At 69.8% G+C, this 16,010-nt stretch carries 9 protein-coding genes; 3 read left to right on the plus strand and 6 right to left on the minus strand.

Features of this window, described 5'->3' with window-relative positions:
* Position 1: 1 nt before the first annotated feature.
* Positions 2 to 2,410 carry a right-handed parallel beta-helix repeat-containing protein gene (locus ACOCEP_RS34505; protein ID WP_191260009.1) on the minus strand — a complete coding sequence of 803 codons (2,409 nt, stop codon included), beginning with the start codon at positions 2,408 to 2,410 and terminating at the stop codon, positions 2 to 4.
* A gap of 40 nt (positions 2,411 to 2,450) precedes the next feature.
* Positions 2,451 to 5,036, minus strand: a complete 2,586-nt coding sequence (locus ACOCEP_RS34510; protein WP_482333589.1) for a helix-turn-helix transcriptional regulator — start codon at positions 5,034 to 5,036, stop codon at positions 2,451 to 2,453.
* A gap of 691 nt (positions 5,037 to 5,727) precedes the next feature.
* Between ACOCEP_RS34510 and ACOCEP_RS34515 the strand changes: the two genes are divergently transcribed.
* On the plus strand, positions 5,728 to 8,436 hold the full coding sequence (locus ACOCEP_RS34515) for an AAA family ATPase (RefSeq protein ID WP_482333590.1): 2,709 nt from the start codon (positions 5,728 to 5,730) through the stop codon (positions 8,434 to 8,436).
* A 1-nt stretch (position 8,437) separates the two neighbouring features.
* Here the strand turns inward: ACOCEP_RS34515 and ACOCEP_RS34520 are convergent, their stop codons facing one another.
* The 4 genes from ACOCEP_RS34520 to ACOCEP_RS34535 all read right to left on the minus strand — a co-directional run bounded on the left by ACOCEP_RS34520 (position 8,438) and on the right by ACOCEP_RS34535 (position 12,956).
* Positions 8,438 to 9,025 carry a type VII secretion system-associated protein gene (locus tag ACOCEP_RS34520; protein WP_482333591.1) on the minus strand — a complete coding sequence of 196 codons (588 nt, stop codon included), beginning with the start codon at positions 9,023 to 9,025 and terminating at the stop codon, positions 8,438 to 8,440.
* Positions 9,022 to 11,274, minus strand: a complete 2,253-nt coding sequence (locus tag ACOCEP_RS34525) for a hypothetical protein (RefSeq protein ID WP_482333592.1) — start codon at positions 11,272 to 11,274, stop codon at positions 9,022 to 9,024. The genes ACOCEP_RS34520 and ACOCEP_RS34525 overlap by 4 nt, the downstream gene beginning before the upstream one ends.
* 155 nt (positions 11,275 to 11,429) lie before the next feature.
* On the minus strand, positions 11,430 to 11,888 hold the full coding sequence (locus ACOCEP_RS34530) for an SsgA family sporulation/cell division regulator (RefSeq protein WP_482333593.1): 459 nt from the start codon (positions 11,886 to 11,888) through the stop codon (positions 11,430 to 11,432).
* A gap of 435 nt (positions 11,889 to 12,323) precedes the next feature.
* Positions 12,324 to 12,956, minus strand: coding sequence for a type VII secretion system-associated protein (locus ACOCEP_RS34535; protein ID WP_482333594.1), 633 nt, complete (start codon positions 12,954 to 12,956; stop codon positions 12,324 to 12,326).
* A gap of 192 nt (positions 12,957 to 13,148) precedes the next feature.
* Here ACOCEP_RS34535 and ACOCEP_RS34540 point away from each other — a divergent pair, with 192 nt between their 5' ends.
* Complete coding sequence (locus ACOCEP_RS34540; protein ID WP_482333596.1) at positions 13,149 to 14,534, plus strand: helix-turn-helix transcriptional regulator; 1,386 nt, start codon at positions 13,149 to 13,151, stop codon at positions 14,532 to 14,534.
* A gap of 196 nt (positions 14,535 to 14,730) precedes the next feature.
* Entirely contained in the window at positions 14,731 to 15,978 is a 1,248-nt protein-coding gene (locus ACOCEP_RS34545) for a helix-turn-helix transcriptional regulator (RefSeq protein WP_482333597.1), read from the plus strand.
* Positions 15,979 to 16,010: the final 32 nt, after the last annotated feature.

The following is a 16,010-nucleotide window of genomic DNA, read 5'->3' on the forward strand; positions in this document are numbered from 1 at the left end:
CTCAGGTTTCGACGTCGGCCGCGGTCAGCAACGTCATGTCGGCCGAGGAGGGATCGTCGATCTCGGCCAGCCGCGAGGCCTGGCGATCGGTCATCCGCTCGAACACCCGGCGCGCGGTCCGGCCGTTGCCGAACGTGCCGTCCTTCGGGATCGCGTCGAAGTACTTGAGCAGGACTTCGACGGCGTCCTCGGTCAGCCGGTAGTCGTGCTTCGCGCACTGCACCCGCACGATCGTCACCAGTTCGTCCGGCGTGTAGTTGGCGAACTCGATCGTGCGGCTGAACCGCGACTCCATCCCGGGGTTGGCCTCGAGGAAACTCAGCATCTCGTTCGAGTAGCCGGCGGCGATCACCACGACGTCGTCGCGATGGTCCTCCATGAGCTTGACCAGGGTGTCGATCGCCTCACGGCCGAAGTCCGGGCCGGTCCCGCCCTTGCCCGAACCGGAGCTCAGCGTGTACGCCTCGTCGATGAACAGCACCCCGCCGAGCGCGGTGTTGAAGGCTTCGGTCGTCTTGATCGCCGTACCGCCGATGATCTGCGCGACCAGATCAGCCCTCGCGACCTCGATCAGATGTCCCTTGCGAAGGACGCCCAGCTGCGCGAGCACCTGACCGTAGAGCCGGGCGACGGTCGTCTTCCCGGTGCCCGGTGCCCCGGCGAAGACCAGGTGGCGCGCCATCGGCGGCGCCGAGAGCCCCGCGTCCTTGCGGCGCTGCGCCATCTTGTTGAGGTTGATCAGGGAGTTGACCTCCCGTTTGACCCCGGCGAGGCCGACCAGCGTCTGCATCTCGGCCAGCGGGTCCGCCACGCTGTTCCGGGCGGCCGCCGCCGGCTGATCCGGCCGCGCGGCGGGAGCCGCCGCGCCCGCCGAAGCGGAAGTGCCGTAGGCGTCGGGAGCCAGATTGCCGCCGGAGACGAGACCATGCACCTCGATGGCCGGATTCGGATGGGTCTGGCGCAACCCGCTCGCGTGGTTGTCGCGAACCGTGCAGCCGGAAACGCGGACCGCTTCTTCGGTGTCCAGCCGGATCCCGTCGGCCGATCCACCGGTGAACTCCGAATCGGTGATGGTGCCCGAGGCGCCGTCGGCGAACAGGCAACCGGCTCCCGCGCTGCCGTGGACCCGGCTCCCGGTCACCGACACGTCCGCCCCGGAGCCCGCGTGCACCCCTTCAGCACCGGTGCCGGACAAGGCGCTGTCGGTCAGGGTCAGCGCGGCACCCAGCACGCGCACCCCGGCGTCCGCCGTGCGGCTCAGGCTCAAGCCGGTGACCGACGGACGGGCCCCGTCGGTCACCATGATCCCCACGCCGCGGCCTTCCTCGATTTCGAGGTTTTCCCAAGTTCCCCTGGCCGCACCGGTCATCTCGACGGAGGCACCGTCACAGCCGAGCACTCGCAGGCGGCGGAAGAACGGATCGGCGCCGTCGTCGACGCGCACCCCCGCGATCGTGCAGGCGGAAACGGTGACCCGGTCGAATTCGGGCACGCTCCGGGCGCTCACGCCGATGCCCACTCCGTCCACATCGGACACTTCGGTGCCGGTGGCGGTCCCCGCCGCACGGCCGGTGTAGTGCACGCCGTGGTTGACGGCGGTCCGCACGGCGCAGCCCCGCAGCACCGGAGCGCATCCCTCCGCCACGAAGATGCCGTCGGCCGCCGATCGCTCGACCACGCACTCCTCCAGCACCACCGGTTTCGAGCTCGCGAGATAGAACCCGACGGTTTCGGCGTCGGACACGGTCAGCCGGGTGGCGGTGAGCGTCGCCTCCTGCTCGACGGCGACCGCGGGCTTCGCGGCGCGGGCGACCGTCGTGTCCTCGACGGTCAGCTTTCCGCGTCCGTTGAGGCAGATCCCGTTGCCCGCCGCGGTGTCGACGGAGCAGGAGCGCATGAGCAGCACCCCGTCCTCCGCGACGACGACCCCGGAGGTCCCGAGCGCTTCCAGGCGGCAGGCGTCGAGCACTCCGCCTTCGGGTGAGGTGACGACCACCCCCGCGCCGACGGAGTTGCCGATCTCGCAGTTCCGCATGAGGAGGGTGCCCTGCGCCGCGGCGAACACGGTCGTCCAGCCCTCCGCCCGCACCGCGCATTCCGAGACGCTCAACTGTCCGCGAGCGACCAGGATCGCGGGATTCTCCTCGTCGGCCGAGGCGATCGTCAGCCCGGCGAGTGCCGCGGAATCCGAGTCGAGGATCACCGCGACCCCCGAGGGCGGGGCCACCCGCACCGAACCGAGCCCGTCCTCGGCGGTGATCGTGACCGGCCTGGTGAGCACCAGGTTCTCGGCGTACCGGCCCGGCCCCACGACGATCACCGCGCCGTGCGGGGCGGCGGCCACCGCGTCGCCGATGCGCCGGTAGCCGTTGCCCGGCCCCTGCGCGACCATGATGACGTTCTGGTTCACGTTCCGCGTTCCTCCTCCGGGCCTGCCCCGGTTCGCGTGCTCATGCCCCGACCTGCTCGGTCCAGCCGTCCAGATCGGACGTCGCCAAGCCGTACCGGTTGCGGCAGCCCACCTTGCTGTAGAGCCGGGTGAGGTACTTTTCGACGGTCTTCTCGCTCATCTGGAGGCTCCCGGCGATCTGCCGGTTCGTCCGTCCCTGCCGGACGAACCCGATGATGCGCACCTCGATCTCGGACAGTTCGAGGCTCTTGGCCCGGACGACCGGCACCGTCAGGCCGCGGTCGGCCATCGCCTGCCGGACGGCCGCCGCCAGTTTGGTCGCGCCCAGATCCTGGGCGATCTCGTAGGCTTCGGTGAGCAGTTCGAGCGGTTCGTCGGCGATCCTGCCCACCGCCAGGCAGACGGTGGCCAGCCCGAACCGGTCTCCCCTGGCCCGGACCAGCTCCACGACGGCGGCCGAGCCGACTCGCGCGTCCTCGGCGAGGCCATGGGCGAGAGCGGTGACCTCGGCGCTCCACAGCGACCCGAACCGCTCGTGCTGTGCGTCGGCCTCGGAGCGCAACCGGCGAATCCAGTGCGCTTCCCGGTACTCCGCCGAGATGAGCAGCAAGCGCGTGAGCGAGCGCAGGATCCCCGCTTCGTCGGGCAGCCCCGCCCCCGCTCGGTAAAGCGCCCAGCCTTCGTCCAGGGTTTCGGACGCCGTCCCGCTCACGACACGCGGCCCCTTGGCCGCCCACAACGCCAACGGGGAAACCTCCGCCGCTTTCGCCTTGTCGAGCCAGGCCGCGGCGCCGCGTTCGTCCCCGCGCCAGCCGCAGATCTCGGCCGCCAGCAGCCGCGTCCGCGTCCGCAGTGGTTCCGGCGACGCGGGGTCGAGCTCCACCTCGCGGGCCGCGCTGAGCGCCTCGTCCCAGTCGCCGTCGAGATAGCCGCCGTACACGCGGTGATACGCCGCCAGCGGCCCGTGCGCGGACAGCCGGTGGTCCGGCCCGAGGACCAGATCGAGCGCGGGGACCAGGTCGCCGGAGGCGCAGGCCGCTTCGACCCGGGCGTCCGCGACCGCCACCTCGGCGACGGGGGCACCGAGAACGGCGAATCCCGCAAGGATGTCTTCGAACCGGACGGGGGCACCGGACAGCCACCGGTTCACGACCGGGCCCTGCGCCACCGGCGGTTCGGTGGACACCGCCGTCCCCGCGCAGAGCGACACCATCGCCGCGGCCGCCACCTGTGTCCCGCCGGAATCCCCGTCCTGTTCCAGGAGCAGGCCCGCCAGCTCGGTCGGCGCACCGGAACGGGCCAGCAGGCGCACCAGTTCGGTCCACGCCCGATCACGTTCCCCACCCGGTTCGGTGTGCCACCAGGACGCATAGCGGTGGGCGATCAGCTTCGACCGGTCGAACGGCTGGAGCCGCACCTCGTCGTCGCGAAGCAGGCCGACGAGTTCCGGGCGGGGCGCGAGCGCCCGGCCCGCGGCGACGACGTGCTCGGCGAGGATGGAGATCGGGCGCGCGTACCGGGACCGCGCGTCGAGCAGCTGGCGCGCGATCATGCGGTGCAACCAGGTGACCCGGTCCGCTCCGGTCTGCTCGACGACCGAGGCGGCCAGTGCGGGACAGAGACAGGTCAACCGGCCGGGGGTGCGGGTGTGCAGCACCCCGGCGCGGACCAGCGCGTCGGCGCGCCGGGTGAAGCCGGTGGGCGAACCCCCCGTCGCCATCGCGAGCACCGGGAGGCCGTCGATGTCCAGGCCGCCCCGCCCAGCGGCGAGCAGCACGAGATCCCGTCCGTCCGCGCCGAACTCCGAGACCGTCTCCAGCAGGTGGTGGTCCGGAGCGAGGCTGACATCGCGGCCGGGCTCGCGGAGGCAGACCGCCCCGCAGACCGGAACGAGCCGCCCCAGCCGTCGCAGATCGGCCACTGTGGACAGCAGGGTCCCCGGATTCCCCCAGAGCGGACCGAGCGCGGATCGCACGGCGTCCCGAAGCGCGATGTCGACCGGAGCGCCGATGGCCTTGCGCAGGAGCCTCTCGGACTCTTCCCCGGTGAGCGACCCGAGTTCGACGACGGTGTCCGCCAGGGTGCGCAGTCGTCCGGCCACCGGTCCGCCGGGCGTGCAGGCGGCCACGACCGGCCGGCCGAACCGCTGCAGGGCGGTGAGCACCGGTTCCGGCTCGGCCAGCAGATCCGCGTCGTCGAGAAGCACCACGACCCGGCGCGTCCCGCCGAGCCGGGCGAACAACCCACCCACGGCGTTGAGCAGCCGGTAACGATCCCAGGCCGAGGCATAGGCCTCCTCCTGGCACTGGCGGACCACGGCGTCGACAGCCTCGGAAAGCCGTGGACGACCTGCGAAGGATTCGAACGCGCCCCGGATCGCGGCGACGAGCAAGGTGATCCCGTAACGGTCCCAAGCCGGAAGAGGACTGTCACACGACACGCAAAGGGTGGTGACGCCTCCTTCGCGTAAACGACGGCCGAGCTGGGTCAAGGTCGCCGACTTGCCCGCGCCGCGCTCGCCGGACAGCACCGACAAGGGCGCCGGGCCCGCGGCGACGGCGGCCGCGCCGGCGAGCGTGGTCAACTCCGCACGGCGTCCGACAAAACCATTGCCCTGCCGCGCCATCCCATGTTCCTTTCCGCTACATCACCCGGATATCCAGCACACCACCCACGACTCAAGTAAATCTCTATCCACCGAAATCGGCATCCGCGGGCCCGCCCGATGTTCTTTCAGGCAGAACCGATGGACGAAAAAGCAAGTGAGGCGCTCCCGCTACCCGGACGAGCTACTCCGAGCTGCCATCGGATCGACACGCCACCTTCGAGAAAAGAGCTATTTCACCGAAAGCACGAAGGGCACCCGATGCCGTCACCTCGGCCGGCAACGGTGACGCAGGAACTGCCCGGCATCCGCATCCTTTCGCGGACTTCACGCGGTGTTTCGGCTTGGTTTCCTGCTCCCACCAACGACAAGCCATGCTATTCGATCACCTCGGCCACTTGTCCCGCACCCCTCTTCCAGGGCACAGGGAATCAGTTCCCGGAACGCAGTATGGGCCGGGGCCCCGACCAGGCAAAACCCACGTCTCGCCTGATGGGACAATTCTCCGACACCATGGGATGACCTACCGGAAAACGAATACCGGTGACCGAAGGAACGAGTTCACGGCGAACGAAATCGCCCTTTTTTCCAACCGGCCGAGTCCGGCATGAGAATCCATCCGGCGTTCCTAGGGGCAGAATCGCCGGAAATTTTCGCTTCGCACGGCCACGAACGGCTCGTAGCCGCCTCTTCGTCGGCGACGATTCTCGGCGTGGAGGATCTGTTCGATACCGTAAACGAATCCGACGAGCCGCTCGTGCTGGTGACCGGCCGGGCCGGCGCCGGGCGCACGACGGCGCTCGCCGAACTCGGTACCCGGGTGCGCGAGGACGGGGGGCGGGTTTCCGCCGTCCGGTTCACCGCGCGCGGGGACGTGCTGCCGTCGCTGTTCAGGACCGGCTCGACCGATCCGGTGTCCGTTCCCCGGGAGCCGACCCTGGCCTCCTTCGGCCCGGTCGCGGGGGCCCGGTCCGATCAGGCGGTGGCCGAACGGGCGGCGGCGGCGTTGCTGGCTTCCCTGCAGCAACCCGGCGGCCGGTCGTTCCTGCTGATCGACGACGCGCACTGGGTCGACCCCGACTCACTCGCGATCCTCTCCGCCCTGACCCGCCGCGCGGCGAGTGGCACGATCCGCTGCGTGTGCGCTGTCCGGACCCCCGTGCTGGAGCCGGTGGCCTCGGAAGCGGTGGACGAGCTCCGGAAATCCGGTCTCGTCCGCCATTTCCGGATGCGTCCGATGTCGAGGACGGAGATCGGCCGGGAGGTGACCTCGACCGCGAGTGTGCTCCCGGAACCCGAACTGGTCGATTTCCTGCACGCGCAGAGCCGCGGGGTCCGCGCGGCCTTCCACGAGGCCTACGAGCACCTCGAACGGCTCGGCCAGGTCAGGGTCGTGGACAAACGGGCCTACCTGGTGCCCGCTCCGCGAGCCGGCGCGCCGATGTCCCGCGAAGGGATCACCGAGATGTGCGCGGGACTCGGTCCGAGTGTCCTCGGAACCGCCGAAGCCGCGGCCGTCCTCGCTCCCCTCGGGCCCGCCATGCCCGTGCTGGCCGCCGAAGCGCTGGAGGTGGCGGAGGAAGCAGTGATCCGCGACCTCGAAGTCCTGCGCCGCCACGGCATTCTGCACAAGGGGGCGGACGGCGGCTGGCGGTTCGTGATCCCGCAGATCGCCTCCTCGCTGATCGCGGGGATGGGGCCCTGCACGAAGCAGCAGTTCGCGGCGAAGGCGGTCACCGCGGTCTGGACGGGTGCGGCGGCCTGTCCGGATGCCGACTACCTGAGCGACCGGGTGGTCGACGCGGGCAAGCTCGTCGACTCGCGGCGTGCTCTCGGGCACCTGCTCCGGCAGAGCACGGCGGCGAGTGAAGACCGGATGGAGGTCGCGCTGCGCTGGCTCGGCGCCGCCGTCGAACTGGCCGAGAACCGTTCGCAGCGGATGATGATCCTCCTGACCCACACGGCGATCTGCCATTCCCGGGGGAAGTACGCCGAAAGCCTGCACGGGGCGCGGCGGTTGCTGGAGAACTTCGCCGACCACCTTTCCGCCGGGACCGCGCAGGAACTCCAGGCCGCGGCCGTGGTCGCGCTCGGGCGGCTGGCCCGGACCGAGCCGTTGTCCACCTTGGCCGAAGGTCACCACCACTGGCCGGGCACCCCCGAAGCCACGCTCGTGACCAGGGCGCTGGCGTGCGGCATGCTCGACCGCTGGGCCGAAACCGACCGGCTGCTGGCCGAAGGCGCCGAGCAGTGGACCGCGGGCAACACCACGTCCGCGATGTTCGCGAGCCTCCACCGCAGCTTCGCCCGGCTGTGCGTCGGCGACCTGCGCTATTTCGAGACCTCCATCGAAGACCGGGCCGGGTGGCCGCTGCGCACCGTTCGGCGCTATCACGCCGAGCAGGTCAACCTGCACGTCGCGGGTTTGCTGACGAGCGGTGAACTCGGGCCCGCCGAAAGCCTGCTCGCCGAGGAGGAGCTGCCGGAGGAAGAGCTCCAGCCGAGCAGCCGGGTGATGATCGCCGCGCTGAAGGGTGACATCGACTCGGCGACCGACATCGCGCGCCGCGCCCTCGCCTACCGGTCCAGTGGCGGTTTCGACGCCGGCTACAGCGGCATGCACCATCTGATCGTTTCGATGCTGGCCTCCTGCGGGAAATTCGCCACCGCCCGGCAACTGCTCGCCAACGCACGGTCGACGAACCCCGTGCTCGCGCACCTGCTGGATCTCGCCGACGCGGAATACGACCTACTGCTCGGCGATCCGGTGAGCGCGGCAGCGAAAGTGCGCACCGCCCTCGCCTACGCCGAAGCACGCGGGATCGTCATCGGCCTGGACCTCGTCTGGGCCCTGCTGGCCGACCTGACGATCGATCTGGGCGATCGCGCGACCGCGGAACGCTGCCTCGCCGACATCGAACGGCTCGCGGAAACCACCCCGACCGTCCGCAACGTCGTCCACGCGCTGTTCGTCCGCGCGATCGTGACCGGTGATCGCGCGGCGGCGGCCGAATGCCTGCGCCGCTGCGGTGAACGCGGGCAGCCGCTCGAACAGACCAAGATCCAGGCCAAGTTGATCAAACACGGGGTCGCCGATCCCGACGGGCTCAGCGAGGTCTACGAGACCCTCGGTGCGCACGGTTGCCTGCTCGTACGCGCGCGGACCCGCAGCATCATGCGTGAACGCGGTATTCCGGTGCCCGGCCGTCAGGAAGCCGTCGCGGAGAACGAACATCTGCTCGCGGTGCTGATGTCCGAGGGCCTGAGCAACAAGCAACTCGCGTCGGCCTTGCGCACCAGTGAGAAGAGCGTCGAAGGTAGGCTGAGCAGGCTCGCCTCCCGAACCGGCCACCGGTCACGGATCGAACTGTCGAAGGCTTTGCTCAACGGCGAGTTCGAGACGGGAGCACCATCCGCCTGATTCACCGCTTCTCCGCGTCGAGGACACCGTCCGGTGACTCGGCGGTCGCCCTGATCACGTCGGCCCGCACCCGCATCGCCGCCGGGGATCCGGGATTGAGCAGGACGTCCACCCCGGTTTCGGGCAACGCGGCCGCCAGCTGGGGCAAGGTCACCTCCACCCAGCCGGGAACGTCGAGCAGGGCGCGGTGCCCGTACGCGGTGGTGGCCAGGACCGAGGAGACACCGTCCGGCGCGCTTCGCACCAGGGCGACGTTCTCCTCGTCGACGGCCACCCCGAACACCGTGTCGAACAGGGTGGAGGTCAGGTCGTCGGTGAGGTCTTCGCCGGTGCCGCGGGCCATCGCGCGGAGCACGGCGTCCACCGGATCCAGCGGTGCGTCGGCGGACCGCGGCCGGTAGTCGGGATTGGACCGGAACCGGGTCCACATCCCGTCGGCGGTCACGGCCCAGCCGCCCAGGATGGCGTCCGGTGGCGGCTCGGCGTCGTCCTCGTTCTCCGCGGCCCAGGCGGGATCGAGCAGCAGCTTCACCTCGCCGCCGTCGAACAACTCGACCAGGGTCGGCGCCGTGTCCTGCTTCCCGGTCATCGGCTGAGGCTCCCTTCGAGCACGGATCCGGCGGACATGCCCGGCACGCGGCCGACCTCGCCGTCCGGCGTCGGCTCACCGGTTTCGGTCCGGCGCCAGCGTTCGGCGGACTGCCGCAGCGACGACAGGATCAGGTCGTCCAGTGAACGCGCGCGCTTTTCGAGCTCGCGATCGCTCAGTTCCCTCAGCAGCACTCGTCCTCGAAGGCCGTCCGCCGGTTCGACGACGTCGAGGACCGCGAACGAGGTACCAGGCGGGAAGACGACCCCTTTCCCGTCTCCATCGGGCCGTTCCACCAACCGTCCGGACATGGACCAGACGAGCAGATCGGTGGTCCCGGCCCCGATCGGCGGAGGCGCGAGGGACATCGCGCAGACGCCCGGCTCGACCAGGACGGCACGCCCGTCGAGCGACGCCCACTGGTCCCTGTCCGGGGCGACCGCCGCGGCCGTCGCCCCTCGGTGCCGGGGCAGGTCGACGATCGCTTCCGCCGCGCGCCTGCCGAGCGCGGCCAGCGGACCGGTCGCGTCCATCCCGGCTTCACGGCCCAACGGACCGAGGTGCAACCGCGCCGCCATCAGATCGGTGAACGCGTCCTGATCTTCTGCTTCCGCCGCACCGGCGAAATGTTCCGGCCAGGTCTCCCTGATGAGCGCGCGATCGCGGTCGGGGTCCGGCACGGAGTCGGCGGGAGCGCCCTGCTCCGGCACGAACGCGTCGTCCAGGGCGGCGTGGATCGGCTCGGGGTCTTCGGCTTCGCCGGATTCAGCAGGCGGGTCCACTTCGAGAACGGCCATGCCGAGACCAGGCGCCCCGGAGTCTTCGGTGTCCGCGTCCTGATTCCCGCCGACGAGTTGCATCAAGAGGACCAGCGGCTCTTCCACCTCTGCCTGATCATCGGCGACCGGAGTGGCGATCTTCGGTTCACCGGACGCCTCCCGTTTTCCGGGGTGAGCCACCCAACTGGTCGACGGGGCGGGTTCGATGCCGTCGGTGGGCACCACCCGCACCGCCGTTCCGGTGGTCTGCCGTAGCCTCTCGGCCACTTCTTCCGCGCTCTGCCAGTGATGCGCGGTCATCTCCCCGTCAGACGCGTTGTGGAACACGGTCGGTGCCTGCGGGTCCGGTGGCAGGGTGCGTACGAAGTCGCTGTAAGCGGGCTCGTCCTCGCCACGGACCCACAATCCCGCCGGCACGACCTCGACCACGGTGTCCGAGTCGTACCGGTAGATCCCCGCGGCGACCTTCGGCAGCCTCGGTATCGGTTTCCGGTACGCGCGCAGGACCGGTGCCGCCTGGCCGGTCTCGTCCGTACTGTGTGGCCGGTAGGCCAAGGTGTGGGCGAACATCGACCAGCCGTGGGAGCCGTCGGGCCGCAGCGCGACGACTTCGGGACCGTTGACCGAATGCACCGGCAGGCCACAGTAGACGACGATCTCCGCGTCGGTCGAGTCGGAAAGTGCCTGTCCCATGGACTTCCCGGCGGCGGTCCGCACCGGTCCGAATTGGACGAAGCGGAACAGTTCCCGACGCGGCCCGACGAAGGATTCCCACCATCGCGAAACCACGTCGATCGGCAAGGGCGCCAGGCCTTCGGCGCCGAGCGCGACGAGGATCTCGTCGGACCGGCAAGGTACCCAGCGAGTCAGCCGGGCCCGGGCGGCGCGGATCCACCGGTCGTCGCCCGCCGCCCGCAGCCAGACGCCCGACGGCAGCGGTTCGGCGACAACGTCCTTTTCGAGCATCTGCGTCTCGGCCAAGGAGCCCGGCACGTCCCAGGACGGCTGCGGCAACCTCCGGCCCGCCCAGGTCGCCTCGGCTCCGGGGCGGTACCGCACCCAGCGGCCGTCGGTGAGCGGGTCGTCGAAAGACACACCCGCGTGCGAGGGCCGTACCGTCCCGTGCGGGAGAAGGACCGCGCTCCCGAGGGTTTCCGCCAGGGACTGGCCGTCCACCCACGAAAGGTCCTGCCCCGACGGGACGGGAACCAGGCGCACTCCTCGCGTTCCCACCGGGAGCACACCGGCGAGTTCTTCCAGCTCGCGCTCGGGCAGGTCGACGACCAGCAACCGGTGGTGCGGATCCTGCGCCAGCGACGACGCGAACAGACGGGCCCGGTGGGGCACGGCGCCCGCCAAGTGAACGACCTCGACGTGGCCGGCGGGGGTCCGCTCGATCCCGGTCGAGGCTTCGGCCTTGGTGTTAGGACTCGCGCCGGCTCGTGCGCGAAGCCTTTTCCAAATGGACACACGTGCTCCTTCGGGCAGGTCCGACGAGTCCGTTCGGACGGCGGGGGAACCCCTTGTCCGCGAGAAATGGTGCCCTCGGCCCGGCCGCCGGAGAACCTCGTTCCCCGGATACCGGCGGGATCGGCTGGACTTCCCTCACGAACACGCGGCGTCGTTCAGCGCTCTCCGGCGAGCAGGCGCTCCAGCTCCGAATCCCAGTCCAGCAGCCGGTGTTCCTCACCGAAGGGCACGATTTCGGCGGCGCACGCCAAGAACTCCTCCAACGCCTGGCGCGGCGCGGCGAGCACCGCGGTCCCGAACGGGCTGGTCAGCTCGATCACGATCAGCGCGTGGTCGTCGGACGACGGCCGGATCCGGATGTCGCCGTGCCCAGCCCTCCTCAGCAGCCCATCGGCCAGCAGCTCACGCCCGAAGACCCATTCGACGAAATCGTCCTCGCCTCGCGCGAAGAAGGCCCGAACCGTGTACGGGTCCCGGCTGTCGTAACTGAAATGGCCTCGTACCTCGGCGCGTCCGTTGACCACGCAAAGGACCGCGAAATCCATCGGATGGCTGCAAGTGGAATAGCCGGCCCCGCCGCCCGGGCCGGACGGTGGCAGTACGTACTCACTCATGAAGGGATCTTCATTGGTGTGACTTCATTTCAGCCCTATCGAGGTGGACGGCGGTCAGGCGTGTTCGGTCGCTCGCCCAGACGCCGGTCTCGGTGTCGCGAAAGCCACTTTCACGGACTCGCATTTGTTTACCCATTGGGGTGGTCTGGTGCTCTCGGCGCCGGGTGGGGCTTGTACCGGAGTCCGGTGTGGTCGACGGAGGATCGGGGACGTTGAGTGTCCCGGATCGTCCGTTGATCAAGACCCGGGGCCGGGCGCCCCTGGCGACGATGGAGGAATTGGGACATTCAACGTCCCAATTCCTCCATCGTCGACCCCAGCACACGCAGACGCCACCCATGCCCGCGCACCAAACACGTCGCGAAAGCCACTTTCGGGACGTCAGATGTCGCGAAAGTGGCTTTCGCGACGCTTCCGGCGCTGACCCCGCAACTTTCAGGTGGTCGCGACGGCCTGATCGAGTTCGGACTCCGATCCGGTCATCACCAGCTGCTCGATGTCGCGGAACGTCTGGGTGATGGCGTCCAGTTCGTCGGCCCCGAATTCGGCCGTGGAGCGCACGAACCCGTTGGCGAGCCGCGTCGCGGACGGGCCGCCCGGGTTGAGCACGACGTCGTGTTCTTCTCCGAGCATGTCCACCAAACCCGCGAGATCGGTTCGCCGGACGTCCGGCGCGCGGAACCGTTCCCGGTGGGCGTCGCCGGTGGTCACCACCAGCGACAAGGCGCCGTCTTCTTCCTTGAGCACCATCGGCCTGCCGTCGCCGTTCATCGCGACGTCGAGCGGACAGCCGGCCATCATCACCTGCAGGTGCGCCGACCTCGCTTCGCCGTCCACCAGCATGTGCAGCACCGCGTCCAGCGGGTCCGACGGGGATTCCTCGTCGGACGGCAGGTAATCCGGATTCGCCGAGAAGGTGCCGAGCTGACCGTCGCCGGAGACGGGCCAATGCCCGATGATCGCCTCCGGCGGCAGGTCTTCCTCGTCCTCGTCGTCCGGATCGGGATACCAGAACTGGTCGACCAGCAGGAGCCTGGCTTCCTGGTCCGTCGGGTCCTCGCCGATCATCCTCATCCTCTCCGGCCGAAGTTTTCCGAGCACCTTAGGCAGGCAGGTCAGCCTCTCGAACGATTCCCGTGTTTACGTCCACCGCAACCCGCCCCAAAACACACCCGATCGAACACCGACGGTTCAGTTCGCGTCACTTTGCGTGACAGGTATCATCGCTGGACCGTACCGATTCGAACCTCCGGAGGAGCGATGCCGCCCGTCGATCGCCTTGCTCCCAACCGAGGCGCCCTGGCCGAACTCGCCAGACTGGGCCGTTGGAGTGAAGCGAACAACGCCGCACTGGAAGCGGTCCGCCTCCTGCAGTCCGAACCCACCGGCGTCATCGCGGCCGAACTGGCGGACCTGGTCTATGTCGCCGGCGGCCCCCGGCCGGGCCAGTCCCCGCCCGCCGGGGAACGCCTGATCGTCCCGGACGAACGCGCCATCGCCATGCAGGCGCTGTCGGTGGTCAACCGCATCGGCGAGCTCGATGAAGCGGTCGAAGCCGCGGAAACCGCGTTGAGTTCGCCTGGACGCTGGGAAGTGGGCACTTTCTGGTACGCGGTGCTGGCTCTCGTGTACGCGGATCAGCTCGAGTCCGCGCGGGAGCACTGCGCGAGAGCGGTGCACAACGCCAGCCGGTCGAGCTCCGAGCGCCATCGCCACGCGGCGGCGGTGCTGCACGCGAGGGTGGCGTTCCTGACCGGGGACTCGGTCACCGCGGCCAACCGGTTCACCGGACTGCTCGCCGCCGGTGTGCACAGCCAGCAGCACGGCTTGGCGGTGGCCTGGACCGTCGCCGCGCTGATCGACCTCGGCGCCTTGGAAGACGCCGGAGACCTGCTCCGCCGGAACGGCTTGACCGGCGCTCTCGACGACGAAGGCGACCGTGCCGAGGTGCTGTGGTCGAGAGGACTCCTCCACGAAGCCATCGACAGCCCGCAGGCGGCGTTCGAGGATTTCATGGCCTGCGGGCGCGAACTGCTGAAACGGTCCGTGATCAACCCCGCGGTCATTCCCTGGCGCTCGGCCGCGGCCCGGAACGCCTACGCCATCGAGAGGCGGGACATCTCGCTAGCGCTCGCCAGGGAAGAGGTCGTGGAGGCGAACCGCTGGGGCGCCCCCAATCCCATCGGCAGGGCACTCGGGGTGGACGCTCTCATCACCGACAGCTACGAGGGCGCCGATCCCCTGCACACCGCCGCCGCCCTGCTGGAAACCGGCGGAGCGAACGCCGACCTGCGCAAACTCTGGTACGACTTCGGCGCCAAGCTCAGCCTGGAACGGCACTTCGCCGAGGGCGAGCAGGCCCTCTCAGCGGCCCGGGACCTCGCCGCTCGATCACGTAACCGATTCTGGGTCGACCGCATCGACACCGCGCTCCGGAACTGGGGTGATGGAGGAAGCTACCGCGAGCTGAGCCGCCAGGACTTCCGGGTCGCGTACCTCGCCAGGCTGGGCTTCGGCAACAAGGACATCGCGGGACGGCTGCACGTCTCCCTCCGCACGGTGGAACTCTGCCTGTCCACGGTCTACCGGAAACTCGGCATCTCCGGACGCGGCGGACTCCGCTCCGTGCTCTTCCCTCCACTGTAACGATCCGAGGTGAAAAGTTGTCTCAACGGCGGTTTCCGCAGTTGACGCGCTGCCAAGGGCGGCCTAACGTCGTTGGCGAAATGTCCGGATCGACGATCCGGTCGTGACGCGACGGAAGATCGAGGAGCACGAGCGGGGACCTGGCGATGGCCGAAGAGAGTCCGATGACGGCGCGAGTCCAGACGAGGCCGAGGCGATGACCCAGCTTTTCGAGCACACCCAAACCCCGGCCATACCTGGGCACGACGAGCCTCAGGAGTTCCTTCCCGCTCCCCTGCACCCGGATTGCCTGGCGACCGAGGCCATGGCGGTCGGGCTGCAGGGAATCGACCGGAACCTGGCGACCCAGCTGGCCGACCGCGCCCTCGCCACCGCACCGTGCATGAACGACCTCCGCTGCGTGTGGCGGGCGGTGTCCGTGCTGCTCATCGCCCGTGCCATCCGGGCGCTCGACGCTCATTGCAGCCGCCTCGCCGGCCGGACCGGACCTGCCGGCCCCGCCTCGGATCTGGTGTGGCCGCTGGTCCGCGCGCAGATCGCCCGGCTGGCGGGCGACCTGGCCGGTGCCCGGGACATGCTGTCACGCCTGGTCGGGCCCGGTGTTCCACGCAGTGTCCGACACCTTGCCCTGGCCTGGCAGCTCGAAACCCTGGTGCGGTCGGGCGAGATCGAGGAAGCCGTGACCCTGGCCAAAGAAAGCGATCTCGACGGTCTGACCGGGCGCCCCTCGGCCCACCGGCCGTTGCTGCTGGCCGCGCGCGGCACCGTCCGGCTCGCCGAAGGCCGGTACCAGGAAGCGCTGAACGACTTCGTCACCTGCGGTGACACCCATGCGTTCGAGCACATGGCCAGTCAGGCCGTCCTGCACTGGCGCGCCATGGCCGCGTTCGCCGCCGCCGGGTGCGGCCGCCCGGACCTGGCCCGTTCGCTGGCCGAGGGTGAACACGAAGCCGCGAAGCACTGCGGCGCCCCTGCCGGAGTCGGTTACGCACTGTATGTGAAGGCCATGGTCGCAGGCCGGGGCCAGGAAGTCGCACTGCTCGGCGACGCTGTCCAGCTGCTCGAAGTCGCCAGTGCCCGGGTCGAGCTCGCCACGGTGTGCCTGGAGTTCGGGCGGGCCCTTGCCGCCGCCGGGGATGCCCCACGGGCGGCCGGTCAGTTCTCGCTCGCGGCGGAGCTCGCGCACGAGATCGGCAACCGCCGACTGGCCGGGGAAGTCGCCGTCGAGCAACGGAAGGTGGACAAGGCCCCGCCCCGCAAGTCGCTGAGCCCGCAGGAGCATCGCGTCGCCAGTCTGGCCAGGGCCGGGTTCACCAACAAGGAGATCGCGGCGAGAACCGAGCTGACCGTGCGAACGGTCGAGTTCCACCTCTCCGGCGTCTACCGCAAGCTCCAGCTCTCCAGCCGCAAAGAGCTGCTGGCCCCCGGCCTCGACCTCGGCTGAGCCTGGACCGACGACGAGTTTCGTTCGCGAAG

It is taken from the genome of Amycolatopsis sp. CA-211722, from assembly GCF_056828465.1.

Bases quoted from the DNA above. Each gene is read 5' to 3' on its own strand.
- ACOCEP_RS34535 (WP_482333594.1), bottom strand. From the start codon at position 12,956: ATGATCGGCGAGGACCCGACGGACCAGGAAGCCAGGCTCCTGCTGGTC.
- ACOCEP_RS34545 (WP_482333597.1), top strand. From the start codon at position 14,731: ATGACCCAGCTTTTCGAGCACACCCAAACCCCGGCCATACCTGGGCAC.
- ACOCEP_RS34510 (WP_482333589.1), bottom strand. From the start codon at position 5,036: ATGGCGCGGCAGGGCAATGGTTTTGTCGGACGCCGTGCGGAGTTGACC.
- ACOCEP_RS34520 (WP_482333591.1), bottom strand. From the start codon at position 9,025: ATGACCGGGAAGCAGGACACGGCGCCGACCCTGGTCGAGTTGTTCGAC.
- ACOCEP_RS34530 (WP_482333593.1), bottom strand. From the start codon at position 11,888: ATGAGTGAGTACGTACTGCCACCGTCCGGCCCGGGCGGCGGGGCCGGC.
- ACOCEP_RS34540 (WP_482333596.1), top strand. From the start codon at position 13,149: ATGCCGCCCGTCGATCGCCTTGCTCCCAACCGAGGCGCCCTGGCCGAA.